The following is a 21,803-nucleotide window of genomic DNA, read 5'->3' as shown; positions in this document are numbered from 1 at the left end:
TAGTATGAAACGAATTGTACTTTTATGTGCACTGCTATTATTCGTAGTGGGCTGTACAAATAAAGAGAACGTTACAATGCCAGAGGATCTACCTGATTTTGTGCAAGAAAGTGATTTGACGTCAATTGATTGGAACCATAAAGCAGTTGAATTCGGTGATAGAGGCATTATTGGTAACGTCAATAAGTCAGGGGTCATTGGTGCTAATATGCCAAGTTTAAGTACGCAAAAATGGATGTGGCATCTTTGGGGGATTGAAGAAATTCGTGAGACAGAGCTAACGATTGTGGGCTATCATAAAGATTCTAAAGTTGTACAACCGATTTTAGTGGATGGTTGGAACATCGGGCTAGGTGGACCTGTTAATGGAGCAGATGCACATACCCCCTCGCATGTAAAAATTCCAAAACCAGGGGAATGGGCTATTTTACTGTATACGAATGGTACATACTTCGATACGTTGATATATGACATTCATGAATAAAATTGACCTTTGTATTGTAAGATCAATACCATCGTTGCAATCAATAGCATAGAAAACACTAAATTGATAAGATGAAAAAGTAAGAGAGTAGAAACGGAGGAGAGCAATATGACAGATTTACGATACCCTATTGGACAATTCCATTTACCAAAAGAAATGACGTCACAGCAAGTACAGGAATGGATTGAAGACATTCGTTTATTACCAAAACAACTTGCGGATGCATTAAGTGGTGCAAGTGAGCAAGCATTGGCAAAATCCTATCGTGAAAATGGCTGGACTGTTACACAGCTAGTCCATCATATTGCTGATAGTCATTTGAATAGCTATATCCGTTTTAAGCTAGCGTTAACAGAGGATGTGCCAACCATTAAGCCATACAATGAAGCGGAATGGGCACAGCTACCAGATTCTGAAATGCCAGTAGCGACTTCTTTTCATTTAATTGAAAGTTTACATGAACGTTGGGTTTATTTGCTGACAAGCTTAACGGCTCAACAATTACAAAGAGCCTTTAATCATCCTGATTCAGGGCTGACAACTCTTGAGCATGCAATTGGTTTATATGCATGGCATGGTAAGCATCATTTGGCACATATTCAGAATGCTTTGACGAATTGATATAAAAAAGGCGATTTCTTAAGAAAAGAAATCGCTCTAATTGGGATTATATTTATTAATGTTTCCTAAATACGGTTTATAAAATAGTAATACCTGCACTTGCGTTACCTTCAAGAGCGACAAGAGCAGCAAGCCCTGTAGTTGTAGTGGAGAACACCATTAATAAACGCTCTCCAGTAGTTACTGGAACTGATACATTTGCGTTACCACTTGCAAGCGTACCTATTCCTAGTGTAACTAATGATAAAGCTGGAGCTAGATCAACAACTGCTGTAGTAGGGCTAAAAGTATTACTTCCTACAGCTGCGCGATAAATTTGTGCTCTGACTGTTGCTGTTCCTGCTGTGAGGGCTAGAGCAATAGTTGACGCAAATGTTGCAGCAATAGATGTAATTGTACCTGCACGTGGGACAGTAAAAGCTTCTGTGAAACCAAGAGCTGTTAAGTCTATATTAATACCCGCTAGAGATACTCCTGGAACAGATGAACCGAATCCTACAAGGCTTACAGTAGTAATTAAACCAGCAGTTGAAGTTAAAATAACAGGTACTATCCCTGAGGAAAATGCGATGATTGACCCGCCAGTAAGTTGTGCTGGTGGTTGAGGTACTATACATGCAGCATCAATTGCCACAAATGGTCCAAGTGCATTACATTCTCCATTGCCATGACCTTTACCTGAACAGCCACACATTGAATTATTTAAACACATATTTTTACACCCCCTTTCTTCATTATTCTATTCATTCCAGCTTAGGGGTTAAGGGCAATTATCTATTTAACCTTACAAGTTTATAGATTTCTTATAGGTAGCTTTTAATTTTTACACAAAAAATCCAATATGCATTTTCATACATATTGGATACTTTTAGAATAATAAACTTAACTCCATCTTTTAAAGAAATCGAAAAATGAGTTTTTTCCCTTCTTACTTTCTTCAATCTGCTTGTTTATAGATTCAGGTTGTTTAGTCTCTTCTTCAAGGGATGGATGAACCTCGTAAGCTGTTCCAGCATGATACACTTCAACGTATTCTTCTGTTTCCAATGAAGGAGAATGAAATGTGTTAGGTGGCTCTACTGCAGTTTCTGCAATGATTTGGTTGATTGGCTCGCTAGCTATTGATGCAATATCTTGACTAACACGCTCGCTAGGTAGCTCCAATATAACTTGTTCAAACGATTCATTAGAAATTTTGGAAATATCAGGATTGTTATGGTCATTTTCAGTATGCACAACCTCGATAGGATCATTTAATTTTTCGACTTCATTACTACCTGATCCCTGAATAATAGAGGATTGTAAATTATTATTCTCGATGTTTTCTTCACTTAAAGTAGGCTGTACAGCAGATGGGTCATAAACACTTACTGGAACTTCCTTTGCATCCGTAGCATTTTTAAAATGGAATGTGGATTCAACTGTCGTGTTTCTGTATAAACCATTGTATATTTGGCTTGGGTGCGTATTGATTGATTGAAAATATTGCTGATTAAAATGCCGCTCTTCAGGTTTGGTTGCCTGTAAATCATTGTGGGAAGGGGAAGTGCCATTATTCACATTTAGTTGGTGGTTTGTGGCTTTACCTGCCAAACTTTGCAGTAGTCTATAAGATGGTTGTGCTGATGTAATCGTAGTTTGATCTGCTGTCTGTGCCATTCTAGGTTGTCTAGGTAAAAGAGTAGCCGAAGTTTGAGAAGGCTTTTCAATGGAGGGAGGAATAGTTGGCGTATTAATTCCTTCAACTGTTACTAGTTTGTTTAAAACTGTTAAAATCTCTTGATTCATTCCTTCAATGGTTTGATTCAGAGAATTAATCTGTATTGAAAGAAGCTTTATTTGATCATCATAGCCTTTAATGTATGAATTTTGTTTAGTATCTAATGTCTCAGTGATCCCTTCTAAATGGGCCATCTGTGTTTTTAGTCCATCAAATTCCTGTTTCATATAAAGGAAATCTTCAATTGACGTCCCCGCTTTTAATGAAGTTAACGATTCTCTATAGGTTTCAATTTTTTGCTTTAAATTTTCAATTTCTTGAGTGGTATACAATTTTGACTCTTCCATTGTAGTTCACCCCTTTCATTCCATTATTAGTTTATTAAAAATATTGACTTTCTGTTACAAATATACCGGTCCTTTCAACATTTTAGTTCTTTCTATAAAGAATGAGCTGTATGTAAAAACAATCTTTGTTGATTTTAACAATTATCATGTGGAACTATTTGTTAGCCCATGCACTAATAGCTGAAAAACATATGATACAAACGAAAGATAAAAAACTTATGGAGGTGTCAAAAGGATGCAAGAGCATATGCCATCCCAGGCGCAGGAACTCATTTGTATAAATGTCGATAAGGTATACGACTGGATTGTAAAAGAAATGTCATTTGATATTTCTCCAACTGGAGCTATTACTTTCCCAGGAGTAGCAGCAGATACAGATTTAACAGGTGCTATTGTTTCATGTAGAGTAATTCCAGCAGCTTCAAATCCAATAGTGATCTTAAACCGTGAGAATCGCCAATTCTCTATTGATGGATCCACTGTTTGTCTACAACATTTAAATATTCAAAAGAACTTCATTCTAACAATAGTCGTAACTTTACCTAATGGAACTGTTTACACAAGCACAGAAATCCCTGTTTCACGCTGTGAGCAAGTAACGTTATGTGCACCTAAGGGGACAGATGTAGAGATCTTATACACAGATTTAGATTGTTTTGTTTGTACAACTGGTACACTTACACCAGGGACTGGAGTAGGCGGAGTTGGTACAATCACGTTCTCTGCGTTAACAATTACGGTTGCTGTTTGTCAAAGTATTCAATCTACATTCCCAGTTACTGTGGAATTTTTAGCAACGTTCTGCGAACCGAGAGCAGACTTACCATTCTCATGTCCAACTGCGGTTCGTCCACAACAATGCCCTATTATTTTCCCAACTTTAGGTTAGTGGTGCTAACAAATAGAGGAAAGTCATATCATGAAGAGAGGATCATCCTCTCTTTTTTTTTATGGAGAAAGCAAGGAGGTATTAAGTGATAAATCGTGTAGAAGACAAGATACAGGCGCTAAAAGAACAGACAAACGAGTATGTGCATGAAATAAAAAGGCTGGTAGAGGAGCTGACCATTCCTAACAGGGTAAACCTAATCAGTTATTTTACTTCCTCGTTCAATATATCCTATGATCCTGAGCAAGAAAGTCTATGTTTGGGCTCCTATCATATACGTAATGTTGGTAGTACACCTATCACGAACCCATATTTGTGCATTACATTACCTAAGGATTCTCCGTTTTACTTCTCTGGGAGATATGTCCATGAAAATTTTACACCAAACTTTAAAACACAGGGGCAAAGTAATTGGGAGCGTTTTAACGATAAACTAAGTAAAGAAGAATATTGGCTGAGACCAGTAGGGAAATCAATAATAGAACCGAATGAAACCATTTCATTTACCAATTTTCAAATAAAGTGGGCCCATAATTTATCGTATTCTGGCACTATTATGGGTTTTACATATTGCGACCAGCTAACAGATGGAGTTGTCGTTTTAAATCCAATTAATCTCAATGGAATGGGCCAAACACAGGAGGATGACAATGAGTGACGATCAAAAACAAGAGTTTGGTAGTGTCATCAATCAATTATTAAAGGGGCAGCTTAGTCGTCGGAATGAACAAGATAATAGTTTTGCGTTTCTTGAAAAGAATACATTACATCTGTTAATTGCCTATCTTGTCTCAGGAGAAAGGGGCAGTGTTGAACAAACAGCAAATCCACAATTAGAAGCAAAGTTGATGAGGCAGTTAGATGAAATACTAGATGAAAGTAAAGAGCAATTTGAAGAGGTGGTTGATCTACTAAAACGTTATTCCGGCTAGGAGGTGTGATGATGGAAAACGATATTGTGAAAAACAATGATCCAATACAGCTCCAACAAATGATTATTTTTTTAAGGGCCGAATTAGCAAAGTATAAAAACGAAGTGAAAAGGCTTAGAGATAGTGATTATTATGCTTTAGTTCTTCGGCTCGAACGGGAAAATGTACAATTAACTAGGCTCAGAAAAGATCTTTCGATGGAGCTATTAAAGCTGAAAAGAGATTTTGACAAGGAGCTTCAAGCCTATGATGAAGAAATTCAAAAGCGAGAAGGGCAAAGAAAAAAACAAATTGCATCCATAGCGGTATTGTTAAAGGAATTAACCGAATTGAGAGTTGAAAATAAGTCATTGAAGGAAAGTATTCAATTTTTGAATGAAGCTTCCATTGAGACAAATGATAAAGCCATTCTTGAAGGTCTAGATAAAAAAATAAGTGCCTACACCACAGTAACAGCTAAACAAATGGAAAGTATTATAGAGGCACTAGAAAAATATCATAGAGATAAAGTAGAAACGAACAGCCTTCGTCAGCAGCTATTAAAAGAGTTAGAGACAAAAAATATGGAAATTGAAAGATTAACCCATGAATTAGTTGAATTCAAAAACCAATCTGCTAGTAGCTCACCAATAAAGCAACAGGTTCAGGTAGATGAACAAATAAATTTTAGATTAAAAATGCTCGATGAATTAGATCAAAAATTGAACGAATTAGCTCTAGAAATCAATAGAGAGCAGGTATAGCAATGAATTTTATAACAGACTGTTTCAAAATGTATAGTTTTGAAACAGTCATTTTTGTTGCTCGGTGAGGTGCTTCGATTGAACGTAGAGGGAGCACTTTATTTGGTGATGCTCGAAGGGAAAAGAGGGGATGGCAGTTAGGATTCGCCCTAAAAATGTAGAAGGTCGCTCTAAGAAGAGCTTCTCCACTTCAAAAGTGTGGAGAGACGCCAAAGATAGGTCTCTTATCCTGGGAAGTTTTAAGAATTACACTAATAAAAAGCCTCAACATCCGAAATTTAATCCCATAACAAAATTATTTTGTCTCTCGATGCAGTGTTGCTCGTTTCAAGCGAGGGGAATATTTTTTGAGCTCCAATCTTTCTGGATGATTACGTTTATTTTTAGTTGATATATAATTTTTATCACCTGTCTCAGTGCAGGCTAGTGTTACTTGTACACGCATGAAAGAACCTCCTTTTAAATAGTAATTATTACGATTTAAACAATATATTTTTCTCTGAATATTGTCAAGTTTATTTTTATAAGTAATAAAAAGCTTTGCATTTTGAAAATTATTGTGCTTTAATTACAAATTATAAATAGTAATGATTACTATTTGAGGAGTTGTAATAATGACAAAGAGAATTCCTGTTACGGTATTGAGTGGATATTTAGGTTCTGGTAAGACAACAATGATGAATCATGTATTGCAAAATAAAAAGGATTTACGTATCGCTGTTATTGTGAATGATATGAGTGAAATTAATATTGATGCTGAGTTAATTGCTAATGGCAGTGGTATTTCACGGACAGAAGAAAAATTTGTGGAGCTATCCAATGGCTGTATTTGTTGTACATTACGTGAGGATTTATTGCAGGAGGTGGAACGTCTTGCGAAGCTTGGTAATATTGATTACATTTTGATTGAATCAACGGGAATTAGTGAACCGATTCCAGTTGCTCAAACATTTAGTTATTTAGATGAGGAGCTTGGTATTGATTTAACGAAGTTTTGTCAATTGGATACGATGGTTACTGTCGTGGATGCTCATCGTTTTTGGCATGATTTTCAGTCAGGAGAGAGCTTATTAGAGCGTAAGGAAGCGATTGGCGAATTAGATGAACGTGATGTTGCGGACTTGCTTATTGATCAAATTGAATTTTGTGATGTTCTTATATTAAATAAGTGTGATTTAGTATCAGTAGAAGAGCTTGAGCGATTAGAACGTATTTTGCGTGCTCTACAGCCTGAAGCAAAAATTATCCGTACGGTTAGTGGTGAGATTGATCCAGTTGAAATAGTAAACACAGGGCGCTTTGACTTTGAGCGTGTTTCAGAATCGGCGGGTTGGTTAAAGGAGTTGGAGCTTGGGCATGAAAACCATACACCAGAGACAGAGGAGTATGGAATATCTTCGTTTACCTATAAGTGCAGGAGACCATTTCATCCAATGCGCTTTGTAGAGTGGTGTGATCAAATGCCTGAATCCATTGTGCGAGCAAAGGGTATTGTTTGGAGTGCAAGACATCAGGATGTTGCTCTATTATTATCACAGGCCGGGTCATCTGCAAAAATTGAACCTGTTTCTTATTGGGTAGCAGCTCTACCTAATGCTCAGCAACAGGATGTATTCCAGCAGAGCCCTGAGGTGTTGGATGATTGGGATGAGGAGTTCGGTGATCGAATGACGCAGCTTGTTATTATTGGTATTGATTTAGATAGAGAGAGCATTATTAAACAATTGGACAACTGTTTGTTAACGGATGAAGAGTATCGTCATCCGTGGGAGCTTCTACAAGATCCATTTAATTGGGAATGGCATTAATAAGAAAAGAAGATTTCGGTTAAGACTCCGAAATCTTCTTTTGAAATACGTTGTTATAATTGGTTGCATCGCGCAATGCTTTTTCTTCTATAGGTATTCGCACAGAGAGCATTGTAATGTTTAATAATGTAAAGCAAAACGCTGTAAAGTAAGCCTGAAACATGAGAGGTAGGAGGAGAATCTCCAAACAAACGACAGCATAATTAGGGTGACGCATATATTCATAGGGCCCCTTACGCACAACTTGTGCATCAGGTAAAATAAGAATTTTTGTATTCCAAAAAGTACCTAGAGAGCGAATACACCAAATTCTTAATGCCTGCACTGCTATAAATAAAATAAATAATAATGGGAATAAGGGCGAGATACCATTGTTATTTGTGACAACTTCCACAATTAAGAACAAGAAAAAGCTTATATGCATGGTTACCATATAGGGGTAGTGAGTGGCCCCTACTTCATAGGCTCCTTGCGAAAGAATCCACTTTTCGTTGCGTTTGGCAATGACAACCTCTGTCAGTCTTTGTAGAATGACAAGAATCAAAATAAGATAGAAGATCATGTTACTCCCTCCAGTTTAATAATACAGCTTCTGCACAAAAACCAGGGCCAAGAGCGACGAGCAAGCCTGTATCCTCCACTTGTCCTTCATGTAACATAAATTGCTCTAATACATATAACACTGTTGGTGATGACATATTGCCATTTTGCCGCAATATTTCCCGAGAAATGTCGGTTTTTTGGGGAGATAAATAAAGTGTATCTTCATAAGCCTTTAATACCTTTTTTCCTCCAGGATGAGCAATGAAATGAGTCAGTTGTTCGCTATACAGTCCTTGATCCATTAAAAATTGTTCAATGAAAGGTCCGAGCCAATTGGTAATAATAGAAGGAATACTTTTTTGAAAAATAACATGAAGCCCGCTATTTTTCACATCCCAACCCATCACATTTTCTGAATCTGGCATCCATTTAGAACCTGTAGCTAGAATATCAGGGGTTGGTCTGTTTGTTTCGATAGCTACTTCATCTCCACAGACAAGTATACATGCCGCACCATCTGCAAAAAGGGAAGCACCGATTAAATTACTTTTAGAGAAATCATTTGGCTGAAAAGTGAGGCTACATAACTCGACACAAACGACAAGCACCTTTGCATGTGGATGGGCTTTACAAAAATCATAGGCTCTACTTACACCAGCGGCTCCTCCTGCACATCCTAGCCCCCAGAGAGGAATGCGTTTAAGCCGATCTGAAAAGGGGAGCTTGTTCATAACACGTGCGTCAATGCTAGGTGTTGAAATTCCTGTACTGCTAACAAAAATGATGGCATCCATTTCTTCAGGAGAAATGGGTGAGGGTAAAAAGGCTGTATTTTGTAAACACGCCTGGATGACACTCACACTATATTGTGTAGCTAATTCAATATATAAATCGTTACGTTCCTCAAAAGAATGATTCGAACGATGCCATTCTGGTGAAACACAAAAATGTCGTGTGTCGATACCACCATTTTCAAAAACCTTTAAGTAGCGCTCTAGTTTTGAAATTTTGGCAAAGAAGAGCTCCTTCGTTAGTTCCTCTGCATGTGCTTGCTGTAATGTGTAAGGTGGTTGATGTGTGCTAATAGAAATGATTTTAGGCAATCCAACATCTCCTCGCATTTAGTGGTTTTGTTTATTCTATGCGTGGAGGGTTGAAATAAATGAGTATAATGTTTTATTTGACAATTTCTGAAAATTTAGCTATATTGATAACAACTAAATGGAAAGTAGGTGATGTGACATGATGAATAGATCTGTAATTAGCGAACTGCAATTCGGTTTGTTCAATTTCACACGCCTAAAATATACAAAGTGACGTCGCGCTATAGCTCGGGGTATTTGTATATCTTTTAAACGTGCGTGTGAAACCTTGTAACTGCCGAATTGCGTAGATACAAGGTTTTTTTATTGTGGTAAAAAAATGCTGAGCCACGATATAGCCTCTGGCGGATGAAACGTCGAGGCAACATTGATATGCACTTTTAGGAGGAAAATAAATTGAATTTAACAACATTAGGTTTTACAACATATTTTGAAGAGCAAATGATGGAGATGAAAAAACAACCTAAATTAAAAAATTGTGTACCTGCGAGGGTTACTTTAGAGCATAAGCATTCTTATCGTGTATTAGCAGAAGAGGGTGAATGGCTTGCAACAATTGCTGGTCATTATGCGTATATCTCTTTAGCTCGTGAGGATTATCCAGCAGTTGGTGATTGGGTACTAGTAGAGAAAATGCCAGGTGAGGAACGGGCAATTATTCATCAATTATTCCAACGAAAATCTGTCTTTTCACGTAAAGTGGCAGGTCTGGAAATTCAAGAACAGATTGTCGCATCGAATGTCGATATCGTGTTACTTGTTATGAGCTTGAACGCTGATTTTAATATTCGACGTTTGGAGAGATATTTAGTGGCTGCCTGGGATTCGGGTGCAAAGCCTATTATTGTCTTAACAAAAGCAGATTTATGTGAGGATACTTCAAGCTTAGTTCAAGAAGTTGAGTCTATAGCATTCGGTGTAGATATTTTTGTAACGAGTGCTTTATCGGGTGAAGGCTTAACGGAAATTCAAGTATTATTTACAGCGGGTGTAACGGGTGCATTACTGGGCTCTTCAGGCGCAGGTAAATCGACACTAACAAATGCTTTGTGTGGAGAGATGCTTATGAAGGTTGCGGCTATTCGTGAAGATGATGCAAAAGGTCGTCATACAACGACCCATCGAGAGTTAGTGATGTTACCTAATGGGGGGTGTTTAATTGATACACCAGGAATGCGTGAGTTTCAATTGTGGGATCAAGGTGATAGTTTAGCTTCAAGCTTTCAAGATATTGAGGAGCTAGCAACAGCTTGCCGTTATCGTGACTGTACGCATCAAAAAGAGCCTCATTGTGCTGTACAACAAGCCATTGTAGATGGAGAGTTGGATCAATATCGTCTACAAAGCTACTTTAAGCTACAAAGAGAATTGGCTTATATGGAACGCAAAACAAATGTTCAGGCAAAGCTCGAGGAACAACGCAAGTGGAAACAAGTTTCTAAGGGATTGAAAAAAGGAAAAAAATCATAAGTAGGAGCACATATATGACAATCCAAAACATAAATCATCTACTATTTTCGGTATCTAATCTAGAGGAATCCATTACATTTTATGAAAATGTTTTTGATGCCAAGTTATTAGTAAAGGGGAAGAACACAGCCTATTTTGATGTAAATGGGCTGTGGCTTGCCCTTAATGTAGAAAAGGACATACCACGCAATGAAATACGTCATTCCTATACACATATCGCTTTCACGATCTCGGAGGATGATTTTGATAAAATGTATAATAAATTGGTACAATTGAAGGTCAATATTTTAGATAGCCGCCAAAGGGATGAAAAAGATAAAAAATCAATCTACTTTACCGACCCCGATGGACACAAATTTGAATTCCATACGGGCACTTTGCAAGATCGTTTGGATTATTATAAGAAGGAAAAACTGCATATGGCGTTTTTTGATAATGTATCAAGGAGTGATTCTATGAATAAAGCTATGATTTTTGATATGGATGGCACATTATTTCAAACAAATCTTATTTTAGAGCCTGCACTTGATGCGACATTCGATGTGCTACGTACAAAAGGTTTGTGGCAGGGAGATACACCGATCGAAAAGTATCGAGAAATCATGGGCGTTCCCTTGCCTGTTGTGTGGGAAACATTATGCCCTATGCATACGGTAGAGATACGTGAAGAGAGCAATGTGTTGTTCCATGTTAAGTTGATTGAGCAAATACGCAATCGTAAGGGTGCCTTGTATCCAAATACGGAAAAGACCCTTGCTGTATTGTCAGAGAATTATCCGTTATACATAGCGAGTAATGGGCAAATTGACTATTTACAAGCAATCGTTGAAACCTATCAGTTAGAGCGCTTTATAAAGGGAACCTACAGCATTCAATCCATAGCAAGTGGACATAAATCCGACTTAGTTAAAAGAGTAATAGAGGAAAATGCAATACATTACGGGGCAGTGGTGGGTGATCGTTCTTCGGATATTCAGGCTGCACATGACAATCAGCTGCTCTCTATAGGCGTTCGCTTCGACTTTGCACAAGACAAAGAATTGCAAAAGGCAGATATCGTGATAGACGATTTAACAACGTTATTAAAAATAAAGATTGATTAATTATGAAAAATTGCTTTTTTTTTTCAAAGCAATATCGTCTTTGTTGAAATTTTTATAAATGTTTATAACAAACTAGTTGTTGTATAATATTTACAAAAAATGTAACCTTTGTTTAGGAAATAATAGAAATCTGTATTTTCATAGCTTAAAATTATGGAATTGAAAGGGTGCTTTCAGTGATTATCAAGAAATTTAGATTTTTAGTAATTTTCTTGAGTCTATTACTTTTATCTGCTTGTGAAGGAGAGACATTTATATTTTACGGGGAAAGTGACAATTGGGCCGTACACTACGAAGTTGAGAAATCTGATAACTGTCAACCAACTAGTGGGTATATCAAGTTTATCGGCAAGCAACCTATTCCGCTAAATATAGAGTATGCCATTAGTGATTCATCAGGAGATGTGCCATTAGAGGACAATGGAACTTTCACGTTGCCAAACGGATGTACAAATGCAACAGAAGATTCGAAGATCGAAGCGATAATTAAATGGGATAATCAATCAGAAGCAATACCGTTACCTATTCATTCAAAATAATAGCTCGTGTCGAGAAGTAATTTATATACTTGAACAAAAGTTTGTGAATCGAGAGCTTCGGGAGAATACGGATTTTAAACACTAAACCTTCCTGTTGGAGCCTTTTAATCGCTCAAGGTTAGATCTTTTTCCAAAAATGGAACGGAAGCGATTTAACAACAATTATTGCATTTCATCACGATAAAGCGTAAAATAGTGCCAATCCTATAAGAAAAGCATTGAAAAGGAAAAGTAAATTGGATTAGCATTTTGTAGAGAGCCTCTGTTGGTGGAAATGAGGTAAATGAACCCTTTTGAAAATGACCTTTGAGCTTCGTACCGAAAGCTTTTGAGCAAGTAGATTACGACGAGATGGGCACTCGTTACAACAGCGGCAGTATCTCTTATTTCGAATGAGACGTACTGATTGAGGCAAATAGTGTGAGCTATTTGTAAATATAGGTGGTAACACGGGTATACTCGTCCTAATCAGAATTGATTAGGGCGATTTTTTTTACCATTTTTTAAGTGAGGGGAGCAATCTAGAATGACAATTGTTATTGGAGGCGCTTGGCCGTATGCAAATGGCTCTTTGCATTTAGGGCATGTTGCCGCACTATTACCAGGTGATATTTTGGCTAGATATTACCGACAAAAAGGTGAGCAGGTTTTATATGTGTCTGGCAGTGATTGTAATGGTACACCTATTTCTATTCGTGCAGCACAAGAAAATACAACAACAGAGGCTATTGCTAATCATTATCACGATGAATTTACTCAATGCTTTCATGATTTAGGATTTACCTATGATTTGTATACAAGAACAGATGCTGAGCACCATCATGAATCCGTTAAAGCTATATTTTTACAGCTGTTGGCTAACAATTTTTTATACAAGAAAAAGATTGAACAGGCATACTGTGAGACAGATAAGCAATTTTTACCAGATCGATTCGTTGAGGGAATATGCCCAAATTGTGGTGCAAAGGCAAGAGGAGATCAATGTGATAACTGTTCTGAAATTTTAGATCCGCTTGATTTACTAGACAAGCGCTGCAAAATTTGTGGGAATGAGCCAGTTATTCGAGAGACAGAGCATTTTTACTTTACCTTTAGTCAATTTCAAGGAAGACTAGATTCTTATTTAGCAGAAGCGAAAGTGGAGAAACGTTGGCGAGACAACGCCATAGGTTTGACGGAGCGCTACCTAGCAGAAGGAGTTCCTGACCGTGCAGTAACACGAGATTTACCAAACGGCATAGATGTCCCAGTGCCAGGCTTTGAAGGGAAAAAAATATATGTGTGGATTGAGGCTGTAGCAGGGTATTTAACAGCAAGTCTAGAATGGGCAAAAGAACATCAACTAGCGATTGAAGACTTATGGAATGAAGAGACTATTTCGTACTATGTCCATGGAAAGGACAATATTCCATTCCATACGGTTATTTGGCCAGCCATATTAATGGGGATAGGAGCCAAGGCATTACCAACACATATCGTCTCTAATGAATATTTAACATTAGAGAAACGGAAGTTATCCACTAGTCAAAATTGGGCTGTATGGGTTCCTTATATTTTAAGTCGTTATGATGCGGACTCTATTCGTTACTTCTTAACGACTAACGCACCAGAAAATCGTGATACTGATTTTTCATGGCGAGAATTTATTTACAGTCATAATGGTGAATTACTCGGTGCCTATGGTAATTTTGTCAATCGTACATTGAAATTTATTGAGAAATCTTTTGCTTGTGAGGTGCCTCAGGCTGAGGTGGATAGTGACATTCGAAAACAAACAGTTCAGCTATTTAATGAAGTGGGTATTCTTATTGAAGGTGGCCATTTTAAGCAAGCGTTAGAAAACATTTTTGAGTATATTCGTGGGGCTAATCGCTATTTTGATGAACAACAACCATGGCTTCAAGTAAAAGAAAATGTGGAGGCCGGTAATCGTACATTAGCAACCTGCGTCTATATTATTGCTAATCTAGGGCAGCTACTGCATCCCTTCTTGCCGTTTTCAGCACAGAAGGTAAGAAACATGGTAGGTATCAATGAATTGATGTGGCATGAGCAAGTTGACTTACCAAAAGTGATTCAAAATGTCACACCGTTGTTTGAACGCCTTGACGTAGAGCTAATCGAAGAAGAATATCAAAAATTAGTGAGTGACAGTCGCTAGGATCGAAAAAGCAGTATGACTCATTGGCCATACTGCTTTTTTTAACTTAATTCATAACGGGTGTTAATTTTGCTACTACAATGCTATTGATGGCATTAATATAGGCTAGTGCACTCGCCTTTAGAATATCCGTATCTGCTGCTTTTGCAATATACTTTTCACCTTCATGCTCAATAGTAATTTTTACTTTACCTAACGCCTCTTTGCCTCGTGAAACACTATTAATATTATACTCCACTAGTTTTACATCAATATTTGTAATTTCCGCAATGGCTGAATACAAAGCATCGATTGGACCTGAGCCTACTGCGCTTGCCTTAAATACTTCGTCACCTTTACGAATCTTCACACTTGCAGACGGGAAGTTTGTATTGCTGACAACTTGTAAATCATCGAAATCAAAGAATTGATCACTATAATGTGTAGCATTTTTATTATTTGCATCATGTTTTTCATAATAGCTTTCAACAATAACGTATAAGTCGTGATCGTATACCTCCTTCTTCGCATCCGCTAGCTTTAAGAAACCTTCAAATATTCCTTCAAATTCATCAGTAGAAAGATTAGAAAACCCTAATTTTTCAAGGGCATTTTTCACCGCATGGCGACCTGAACGAGCTGTTAAAACTAGCTCCATATCATCAAGCCCTACATCTTCAGGATGCACAATTTCATAAGCATCACGAGATTTCAGCAAACCATCCTGGTGAATACCAGAGGAATGGGCAAAGGCATTATCTCCCGTAATGGCTTTATTGACTTGTACATCTAAGCCCATAAAGCTAGAAACAAGACGTGAAGTATTGATAATTTCTTTCGTATTGATACGTGTATCAGCATTGTAGATAGAGCTACGTGTTTTTAGCGCCATAACAACTTCCTCTAATGCAGCATTACCTGCACGTTCACCAATACCATTAATTGTACACTCCACTTTGTCAGCACCATTTTTAATAGCAGCAAGGGTATTAGCTGTTGCCATACCAAGGTCATTGTGGCAATGAACGCTAAGAAGAACGCTGTCATCTAAATTTTTCATGCGGTCATTCAATTTAAAGATCATTTCTCCAAATTCCTCTGGTTCTGCGAAACCTACTGTATCAGGAACGTTAATCATCGTTGCGCCAGCTCTCATAACAGCTTCGATTGTTTTCCAAAGATACTCAAAATCTGAGCGAGATGCATCTTCTGTGGAATATTGAACTTGTGGTAATAATGACTTAGCGTATTGAACAGCATCTACACCAATTTGTAGAATTTGATCCTTTGATTTGCTAAATTTTTTCTCCACATGAATATCAGATGTTCCAAGTACCATGTGAATCATAGGGTTTTCAGCATATTTTACTGCGTTATAAACAGCATCAATATCGGCCTTTACAGCACGTGCTAATGCCGTAATCATAATGTCGTTTGTGTTGCCTACCTTTTCAGCTACAGCTTTGACGGCATCAAAATCACCCTGTGATGAAGCAGGGAATCCAGCTTCGATAATATCCACACCTAATTTTTTCAATTGCTGTGCAATCTCTACTTTTTCATAAAGATTCAGCTTTGCTCCAGGTACTTGCTCGCCATCGCGTAAAGTTGTATCAAACACCCAAATTTTTCTTCCCATTTTCAAACACTCCTTTTATAGTAATCAGTATTTAAAATCTACACTTCGGCCAATGAATTATTAAAAAATAAAAAAACTCGTCTCTATTTAAAAAAATAGAGACGAGTTTATGCTCGCGGTACCACTCTAATTGACTTTTTCTTTACGAAAAAAGTCCCCTTATCGACAGCCATCACTGTCTATCCTGTTAACGGGGGAAACCGACATCCCATACTAATATGTTCAGGGAGTAGCTCATGGACGAGTTCAAAATGTGTGTCTACCGATTTACACCAACCATCGGCTCTCTACAAGTACACAACCACTTTTACTATTTCCAATCTTGGCCTGCAATGTGTTGTTGAAAGCAATATTACTTGGATATTATCTTCCTGTCAACAATATTCTAAAAATTTTTTTAATTCTGTCTTAAGTGATATGTATTCTACTATACAAGTTTAAATGCTCAATATTTTTAGCGAAAAGTATAGGAGAAGCATGGCGTATAGATACATAGAACGAAAAAAACTGCTCGTTTTCTAGAGGCAATGAACCTTAAGAACATGAGCAGTTTTATTCAGCAAATGTTTTTGTAGCGAAAGCGAAGCATCACGTATAGAAGACTCCCTCCTCTGTAGGGAGGGAAGGATGCTTGTTTAGCTTTTTTCAGCGGGTGTTCAAGAGAGGCCTCGAAAAGATTTGGATGCAATTCCACCGAGGTATAAATTAATGTTATTCTACTTTAAAACGAGAGACTTGCGTGTGAAGCTCTTCCGCCATATTTGAAAGTGTAGCTGCTGAAGCTGCTACTTCTTCGATAGTAGCTAGTTGTTCTTCTGAAGCAGAAGCAACATTTTGTAAATTAGTTGAAGACATTTGCGCTATTGTTGCTATTTCATCAAAAGAAGCATATATTTGCTCAGCACTGGATGACATCTCCTCAGACACAGTCGTTGCTTCTTGGATTTGCATGGATACTTGCTTAATAAGCTCTACAATTTTGGAGAAGCCTTCTTCGGCTACCTTTACTACTTGCATACCAATCTGAACTTCTTGTGTACCAGTATCCATTACGGCTACAGCACGGTTTGTATCTTGCTGGATTTCAGAAATTAAAGTGGTGATTTGCTCAGCAGATTTTTTTGATTGCTCTGCTAATTTTTTCACTTCGTCTGCAACGACTGCAAAACCACGTCCATGATCTCCTGCACGAGCTGCTTCGATAGCAGCATTGAGTGCCAATAAATTTGTTTGTTCGGCAATATCGGTAATAATACCAATGATGTTGCCGATTTCAATAGAATGCTCGTCTAAATTTTTAACAACACTTGCTGACTCTAAGACAGCGGTATTGATTGTAGTCATTTGAGAAATGACACGATGTAAAGATTCATTGCCTTTTTTAGCCTCTGAATTCGTTTCAATTGCTAGCTCAGAAACAGCCGCTGTAGTTGTGGCTAATTGTTGTATGCCTTTTGTCATATTTTTCATCGCATTGGAGCTTTCCGTAGCATTTTTCCCTTGGGCCTCTGAGCCACTAGCAACTTCTTGAATAGAAGAAGTGATTTGCTCTGTAGCTTGTATTGTTTGGTCTGCACTTGCTGTTAATTCAGCAGCAGAGCCACTGACTTGCACAGTATTTTGGCGCACATTCGTAATTAAATCCTTTAAATTTATAGCCATCTGATTAAATGCGAGTGCTAAATCACCCACTTCATCACGATTTTTAATGCTAATTTGTTCAGCTGTTAAGTCACCTTCAGCTATTTTTTTCGCTGCCTTAGCCATACCGTTGATAGGACGAGACATTAAACTACCTACCACCATCGCAATTATCAGACTTATGACAACGGCAAATACGCCAAGAAGCATCATTTGGAGCTTGATGTCTTGAATTTGTTTTGATGTGGCAGCTATTTTTCCTTCAATGTATTCATTTTGATAATTAGAAAGGTTTTCAACGCGTTCATCAAATTGTTTAATAATTAAACGTCCTTGGGTACTATCAAGCTTTTCATACTTTTCAGTTTCTCCGTCAGCCTTTAATGCAAACATACGGTCCGCAAATTGTTGGACATTTTGCTCACTTTTATTAATAGCCTCTAGGAATTTGATAGATTCTTCTGAATCCAAAGTTGCCATCAACTCTTCTGATTTTTGTTTAAACTCTTCACGTGAGTCCTGATTACTTTGAAAGTTTTGTTTATCTCCGAGCAGTAAATAACCGCGCATGCTGACAATTTCCTGTTTTGCAATCACACGTAATTCCTGAATACTTATAGATTTAGTAGTTTGTTCTTCCAGTAATGTACGATATGTCTTGTTCACAGAATCAAGCTGTTTTATATTTAAGCCGATTGTAGCAACGAGAACTAAAATAACTATAAAAAAACCGAGTAATAATTTCTTGTAGATAGTAAATCTCATAGTTGAAATATCCTTTCTCAATTTTTAGTAGAAATGTTACAAAATAATGAAATGTGTATATATCATTTATATCAGATTATATAGATTTTACAAAGTATTATGAGTATTTTTACTGTATTTAATAGTTTGAAGATGGGCGTAACATGAGAATGAAGTAGTAAAAAAAGTAGATTTTATTGTTATAATGCTACTAATAATAGTGATAGTTAATGGTGTTTGTTGAATATTGAGCCAATTTTCATAAATTTTGAAACTTTAACAGTAGTCGTAACGTAGAAACAGTAAAGGAAATGAATAGGGGTGGAGGAAGATGTATAGACCAATTTTAAAATTACGAAAAACTAGAGCAGAAAAGGTACGGGACTATATTGGTGGAAGCCTATTTGTTCTATCCATCTTTTATATTATAGTTATGTGGGGTAATTTACCTAATGAAATCCCTGGCCATTTTAATGGCGCAGGCGAGGTTGATCGTTGGGGTTCGAAGATAGAGTTATTTATTCTTCCATTCATCGGATTATTTTTATGGATGTTATTAGGGCTTCTAGAGAAAGCACCTCATATGCATAATTATCCAGCATGCTTGAATGAAAATAATGTAGAAGCATTTTATTTAAATAGCAGAAAAATACTAAATGAAGTGAAAAATTTTTGTCTCATTTTATTTGCATTTATATCGTTCCAAATGGTCCGTATTGGACTTGGTGAGGCTAATTCTTTGGGTTGGTGGTTCTTACCAGTCATCATAATAGGGACGGTTATTCCAATTATTAAAGGGATAGTTGCTACCTCCAAAATAAAATAATGAGTAACAACGTAACGCTTGAGATTTTCTCGGGCGTTTATTTTTTTGTACCCAAGTTTTCAATAATTAAGTATACTATCAAAACTAAGGTGAAAATGTATGAGCGGATTGTTCGATGCTAAAATTGAAAAAAGAACTGTAGAAGAGGTGTTTTAAGCTATGCATAAAAAATTCAAACTTAACGATGAATTAGCAGTAGCTATTTACAATCAACCGAAAGATTTGTTACTAGAAGGGGTTTTCCATAATGGAGATGCACCCTTTGATCGAATTATTTCTTTTGTGTTCTCAGTAGATGAGATGGAAACGTATTTACAAAAAGTGTTAAAAGATAATAGTCTAGTGGAGCAAGGTTATTTATTTTTTGTTTACCCTAAAAAGGGCAATAAGGATTATGAGCAGTTTATCCATCGAGATGAGATTTTTCCTGCCATTCAGGTTGACGAGGAAAAATACATCGTTGGTAGTGATTTGAAATTTGCTAGCTTAATGTCATTAAATGAGACTTTTTCGATTTTAAGCATTAAAAGAGACGGTAAAGGAAGAGGTAAAAAGAAAACAGCGAGTAGCCAATGTGTCAGTGACTATGAAAGCATGATACCTCAATTACGTGATCTACTTGCAGAAAATCCAAGCGATTTAGTGTTTTATGATGGATTAACACCTGGATATCAAAAGGATTGGGCACGGTACGTCTATAGTGCAAAAAAACAGGATACGCAAGTAGCTCGTTTAAAAGAGATGCGGGAAATTATTCGTTTAGGCTACAAAACGAAGGATTTATATCGCAAAGTACAAGCAGAGGCAAATAAGTCAATACAATAACTGATAAAGTGAGGCAAAGGTATGAAGATATATATGGAGCGAGTTGAAGAAAAATGGCGTGATGCTTTTAGCAAGCTTGTAGATGTTGTGGAAGCAAATTTACCAGAGGGATTTGAACAAACGATTCAATATGACATGATCAGCTATGTGGTCCCCTTAGCAACCTATCCAAAGGGTTATCATGTTACACCAAATACGCCTTTACCTTTCATTAGCCTTGCAGCGCAAAAACGCCATATTGCGCTCTACCATATGGGGATTTACGCAGACCAAGCATTGCTTTCTTGGTTCCAAGAAGAGTATGCGAAGCGAGTACCATCTAAATTAAATATGGGGAAAAGCTGTATCCGTTTTTCAAGCACAAAGAATATTCCGTTTGACCTAATTGGTGAACTTGTGTCAAAAATGACTCCAGCACAGTGGATTTTACAATATGAAGGAGCGAAAAAATAGTTGAAAAGTTGCAACTATCTTTTGATGTTTCAAGGACAAGCTATTGAACAATAACAGCAATGGTTAACAAATTAGAGGTCGTGAGTTTAACCTTTATGAAAAATTCACAGCATGTAGCGACGCTTCTTCCATTTAATGGTATTATAACTGTGGGTGAAAGATATAAGAAAAAAGCAGTATTTAGATAGTGAAAACATAGAAAGTTAGGGAAAGGGGAATAGAGGATGGCGGTAACATTAGTGAAACATGATATCAAATATGCTGAGGCCATGCATGAGTTATCTTCAATGCCACAGGTACGAGATGCACTTGGGTTACCTGCTGGTAAGGTAGAAGATACGATTAATTTTATCAAACGTGAATGTGTAGACGAAGAAGAAGGTAAGACAGTTCCTCGTGTTGTATTAAATGAGGAAGGGCAGCTGATTGGTGTGACATCACTGATGTTTATAGATCAGCATAAAAGGAGCTGTCATATTGGCTCTTGGCTCGGCCATCAATTTTGGGGAAAGGGTTATAATCTTGAAGCAAAAACGGCCATCTTAGATATTGCTTTTTTTGAGCTAGGATTAGCACATGTTTTTGCAGGAGCTAGAAAGGTTAATATCCGTTCTCAAAAGGCACAGGAAAAGCTATCTTTTATTCGATTAGGAGTAGAAAAAGAGTATCCAGAGGAGCATTCGTGGTTAGAGGTGAAGGAAAAACAACCATGTGTGTTAAATGTTTTTGAACGGGAGGATTTTGTCCGTTATCGAACATCCGTAGAGAAAGTAAAAGGGGAACGTGAAGACTTTTTACCACAGCTTTTACTAGCTGATGAAAGTGAAGTGGCAGTTCGAGAATACTTAAATAAAGGTACCTTATATGAAATAAAATGTGGAGAGCTGCTAGCGGGAGTGGCACTATTAATTCCCCAATCTGATTCAACAATTGAGTTGAAGAATATTGCTATTGTACCAAAGTATCAAGGAAAGGGCATGGGCAAAGAAGTATTACGACAAATCACTGAAATTTGCCAGAAGGAAGGGTATCAAACGGTTCTGGTTGGAACAGCAAATTCAAGTATTGATAATATTGCCTTTTATCAAAAAGCGGGCTTTCGTATGGAGATTATCGAAAAAGATTTCTTTCGTAATTACCCAGAGCCAATTTATGAAAATGGCATTCGTGCATTAGATATGATTTTCTTTTCAAAACAATTATAAGCATATTCATAAAGAAATACCCGTCCAA

The 21,803-nt window shown here is 37.2% G+C and carries 22 protein-coding genes, 1 pseudogene and 2 other annotated features; of the genes and pseudogenes, 16 read left to right on the top strand and 7 right to left on the bottom strand.

The genetic code is table 11. The features are described from left to right. Window positions 1-4 precede the first annotated feature (4 nt). Window positions 5-484: a hypothetical protein gene (locus tag GJU32_RS18080; RefSeq protein WP_155593319.1), complete on the top strand. Its 480-nt coding sequence runs from the start codon at window positions 5-7 to the stop codon at window positions 482-484. A gap of 108 nt (window positions 485-592) precedes the next feature. Next, window positions 593-1,105 (top strand): YfiT family bacillithiol transferase, encoded by a 513-nt coding sequence (locus tag GJU32_RS18075; RefSeq protein WP_155593318.1) that lies wholly within the window; start codon window positions 593-595, stop codon window positions 1,103-1,105. Window positions 1,106-1,181: 76 nt separating this feature from the next. Here GJU32_RS18075 and GJU32_RS18070 read toward each other — a convergent pair whose 3' ends face one another. Beyond that, on the bottom strand, window positions 1,182-1,817 hold the full coding sequence (locus GJU32_RS18070; protein ID WP_155593317.1) for an exosporium glycoprotein BclB-related protein: 636 nt from the start codon (window positions 1,815-1,817) through the stop codon (window positions 1,182-1,184). A 170-nt stretch (window positions 1,818-1,987) separates the two neighbouring features. Further along, entirely contained in the window at window positions 1,988-3,172 is a 1,185-nt protein-coding gene (locus tag GJU32_RS18065; protein ID WP_155593316.1) for a hypothetical protein, read from the bottom strand. Window positions 3,173-3,407: 235 nt separating this feature from the next. Here GJU32_RS18065 and GJU32_RS18060 point away from each other — a divergent pair, with 235 nt between their 5' ends. The 4 genes from GJU32_RS18060 (at window position 3,408) to GJU32_RS18045 (ending at window position 5,736) form a co-directional block, all read left to right on the top strand. Continuing rightward, window positions 3,408-4,061 (top strand): BMQ_0737 family morphogenetic spore coat protein, encoded by a 654-nt coding sequence (locus tag GJU32_RS18060; protein ID WP_155593315.1) that lies wholly within the window; start codon window positions 3,408-3,410, stop codon window positions 4,059-4,061. Window positions 4,062-4,146: 85 nt separating this feature from the next. Then, window positions 4,147-4,719, top strand: coding sequence for a hypothetical protein (locus GJU32_RS18055; protein ID WP_155593314.1), 573 nt, complete (start codon window positions 4,147-4,149; stop codon window positions 4,717-4,719). After that, window positions 4,712-4,993 carry a hypothetical protein gene (locus GJU32_RS18050; RefSeq protein WP_155593313.1) on the top strand — a complete coding sequence of 94 codons (282 nt, stop codon included), beginning with the start codon at window positions 4,712-4,714 and terminating at the stop codon, window positions 4,991-4,993. The genes GJU32_RS18055 and GJU32_RS18050 overlap by 8 nt, the downstream gene beginning before the upstream one ends. Window positions 4,994-5,004: 11 nt before the next feature. Further along, complete coding sequence (locus tag GJU32_RS18045; RefSeq protein ID WP_155593312.1) at window positions 5,005-5,736, top strand: coiled-coil domain-containing protein; 732 nt, start codon at window positions 5,005-5,007, stop codon at window positions 5,734-5,736. 295 nt (window positions 5,737-6,031) lie between these two features. Here the strand turns inward: GJU32_RS18045 and rpmG are convergent, their stop codons facing one another. Next, window positions 6,032-6,181 carry a 50S ribosomal protein L33 gene (gene rpmG / locus GJU32_RS18040; RefSeq protein ID WP_155593311.1) on the bottom strand — a complete coding sequence of 50 codons (150 nt, stop codon included), beginning with the start codon at window positions 6,179-6,181 and terminating at the stop codon, window positions 6,032-6,034. A gap of 169 nt (window positions 6,182-6,350) precedes the next feature. Here rpmG and GJU32_RS18035 point away from each other — a divergent pair, with 169 nt between their 5' ends. Continuing rightward, window positions 6,351-7,544, top strand: coding sequence for a GTP-binding protein (locus tag GJU32_RS18035; protein WP_155593310.1), 1,194 nt, complete (start codon window positions 6,351-6,353; stop codon window positions 7,542-7,544). Between the two features lie 19 nt (window positions 7,545-7,563). Here the strand turns inward: GJU32_RS18035 and GJU32_RS18030 are convergent, their stop codons facing one another. After that, entirely contained in the window at window positions 7,564-8,106 is a 543-nt protein-coding gene (locus GJU32_RS18030) for an isoprenylcysteine carboxyl methyltransferase family protein (RefSeq protein WP_155593309.1), read from the bottom strand. Window position 8,107: 1 nt separating this feature from the next. Next, on the bottom strand, window positions 8,108-9,190 hold the full coding sequence (locus GJU32_RS18025) for a type III polyketide synthase (RefSeq protein ID WP_155593308.1): 1,083 nt from the start codon (window positions 9,188-9,190) through the stop codon (window positions 8,108-8,110). 396 nt (window positions 9,191-9,586) lie between these two features. Here GJU32_RS18025 and rsgA point away from each other — a divergent pair, with 396 nt between their 5' ends. From rsgA to metG, 5 genes and pseudogenes are all read left to right on the top strand, one after another. Next, the gene (gene rsgA, locus GJU32_RS18020) at window positions 9,587-10,660 is read left to right on the top strand and encodes a ribosome small subunit-dependent GTPase A (protein ID WP_155593307.1); all 1,074 of its coding nucleotides are present in this window, start codon (window positions 9,587-9,589) and stop codon (window positions 10,658-10,660) included. A 14-nt stretch (window positions 10,661-10,674) separates the two neighbouring features. Then, window positions 10,675-11,091 (top strand): annotated as a pseudogene (gene fosM, locus GJU32_RS18015) (FosM family fosfomycin resistance protein); the annotation flags it as partial. Beyond that, window positions 11,080-11,763: an HAD hydrolase-like protein gene (locus tag GJU32_RS18010; RefSeq protein WP_420798391.1), complete on the top strand. Its 684-nt coding sequence runs from the start codon at window positions 11,080-11,082 to the stop codon at window positions 11,761-11,763. The pseudogene fosM and the gene GJU32_RS18010, both read left to right, overlap by 12 nt. Window positions 11,764-11,975: 212 nt before the next feature. Next, window positions 11,976-12,302, top strand: a complete 327-nt coding sequence (locus GJU32_RS18005) for a hypothetical protein (RefSeq protein ID WP_155593306.1) — start codon at window positions 11,976-11,978, stop codon at window positions 12,300-12,302. Window positions 12,303-12,511: 209 nt separating this feature from the next. Then, window positions 12,512-12,772 (top strand) — a binding site (T-box leader). 56 nt (window positions 12,773-12,828) lie between these two features. Then, window positions 12,829-14,463, top strand: a complete 1,635-nt coding sequence (gene metG / locus GJU32_RS18000; RefSeq protein ID WP_155593305.1) for a methionine--tRNA ligase — start codon at window positions 12,829-12,831, stop codon at window positions 14,461-14,463. 46 nt (window positions 14,464-14,509) lie between these two features. Here the strand turns inward: metG and GJU32_RS17995 are convergent, their stop codons facing one another. Both GJU32_RS17995 and GJU32_RS17990 read right to left on the bottom strand, forming a co-directional pair. Continuing rightward, entirely contained in the window at window positions 14,510-16,081 is a 1,572-nt protein-coding gene (locus GJU32_RS17995) for a 2-isopropylmalate synthase (RefSeq protein WP_155593304.1), read from the bottom strand. A gap of 94 nt (window positions 16,082-16,175) precedes the next feature. Beyond that, window positions 16,176-16,414, bottom strand: a binding site (T-box leader). A 378-nt stretch (window positions 16,415-16,792) separates the two neighbouring features. After that, window positions 16,793-18,487 (bottom strand): methyl-accepting chemotaxis protein, encoded by a 1,695-nt coding sequence (locus GJU32_RS17990; protein ID WP_155593303.1) that lies wholly within the window; start codon window positions 18,485-18,487, stop codon window positions 16,793-16,795. A 310-nt stretch (window positions 18,488-18,797) separates the two neighbouring features. On the opposite strand from GJU32_RS17990, the gene GJU32_RS17985 reads away from it, so the two are divergent. From GJU32_RS17985 to GJU32_RS17970, 4 genes are all read left to right on the top strand, one after another. Further along, complete coding sequence (locus tag GJU32_RS17985; RefSeq protein WP_155593302.1) at window positions 18,798-19,292, top strand: DUF1648 domain-containing protein; 495 nt, start codon at window positions 18,798-18,800, stop codon at window positions 19,290-19,292. Window positions 19,293-19,451: 159 nt separating this feature from the next. Next, window positions 19,452-20,117 carry a YdeI/OmpD-associated family protein gene (locus GJU32_RS17980; RefSeq protein ID WP_155593301.1) on the top strand — a complete coding sequence of 222 codons (666 nt, stop codon included), beginning with the start codon at window positions 19,452-19,454 and terminating at the stop codon, window positions 20,115-20,117. Window positions 20,118-20,138: 21 nt separating this feature from the next. Further along, window positions 20,139-20,570, top strand: coding sequence for a DUF1801 domain-containing protein (locus GJU32_RS17975; RefSeq protein WP_230875086.1), 432 nt, complete (start codon window positions 20,139-20,141; stop codon window positions 20,568-20,570). Between the two features lie 224 nt (window positions 20,571-20,794). Then, complete coding sequence (locus GJU32_RS17970) at window positions 20,795-21,775, top strand: GNAT family N-acetyltransferase (RefSeq protein ID WP_155593300.1); 981 nt, start codon at window positions 20,795-20,797, stop codon at window positions 21,773-21,775. Window positions 21,776-21,803 lie beyond the last annotated feature (28 nt).

It is taken from the genome of Lysinibacillus cavernae (assembly GCF_009724685.1).
Taxonomy (GTDB): domain Bacteria; phylum Bacillota; class Bacilli; order Bacillales_A; family Planococcaceae; genus Lysinibacillus; species Lysinibacillus cavernae.
This window is presented reverse-complemented; position numbering and strand designations above follow the sequence as displayed.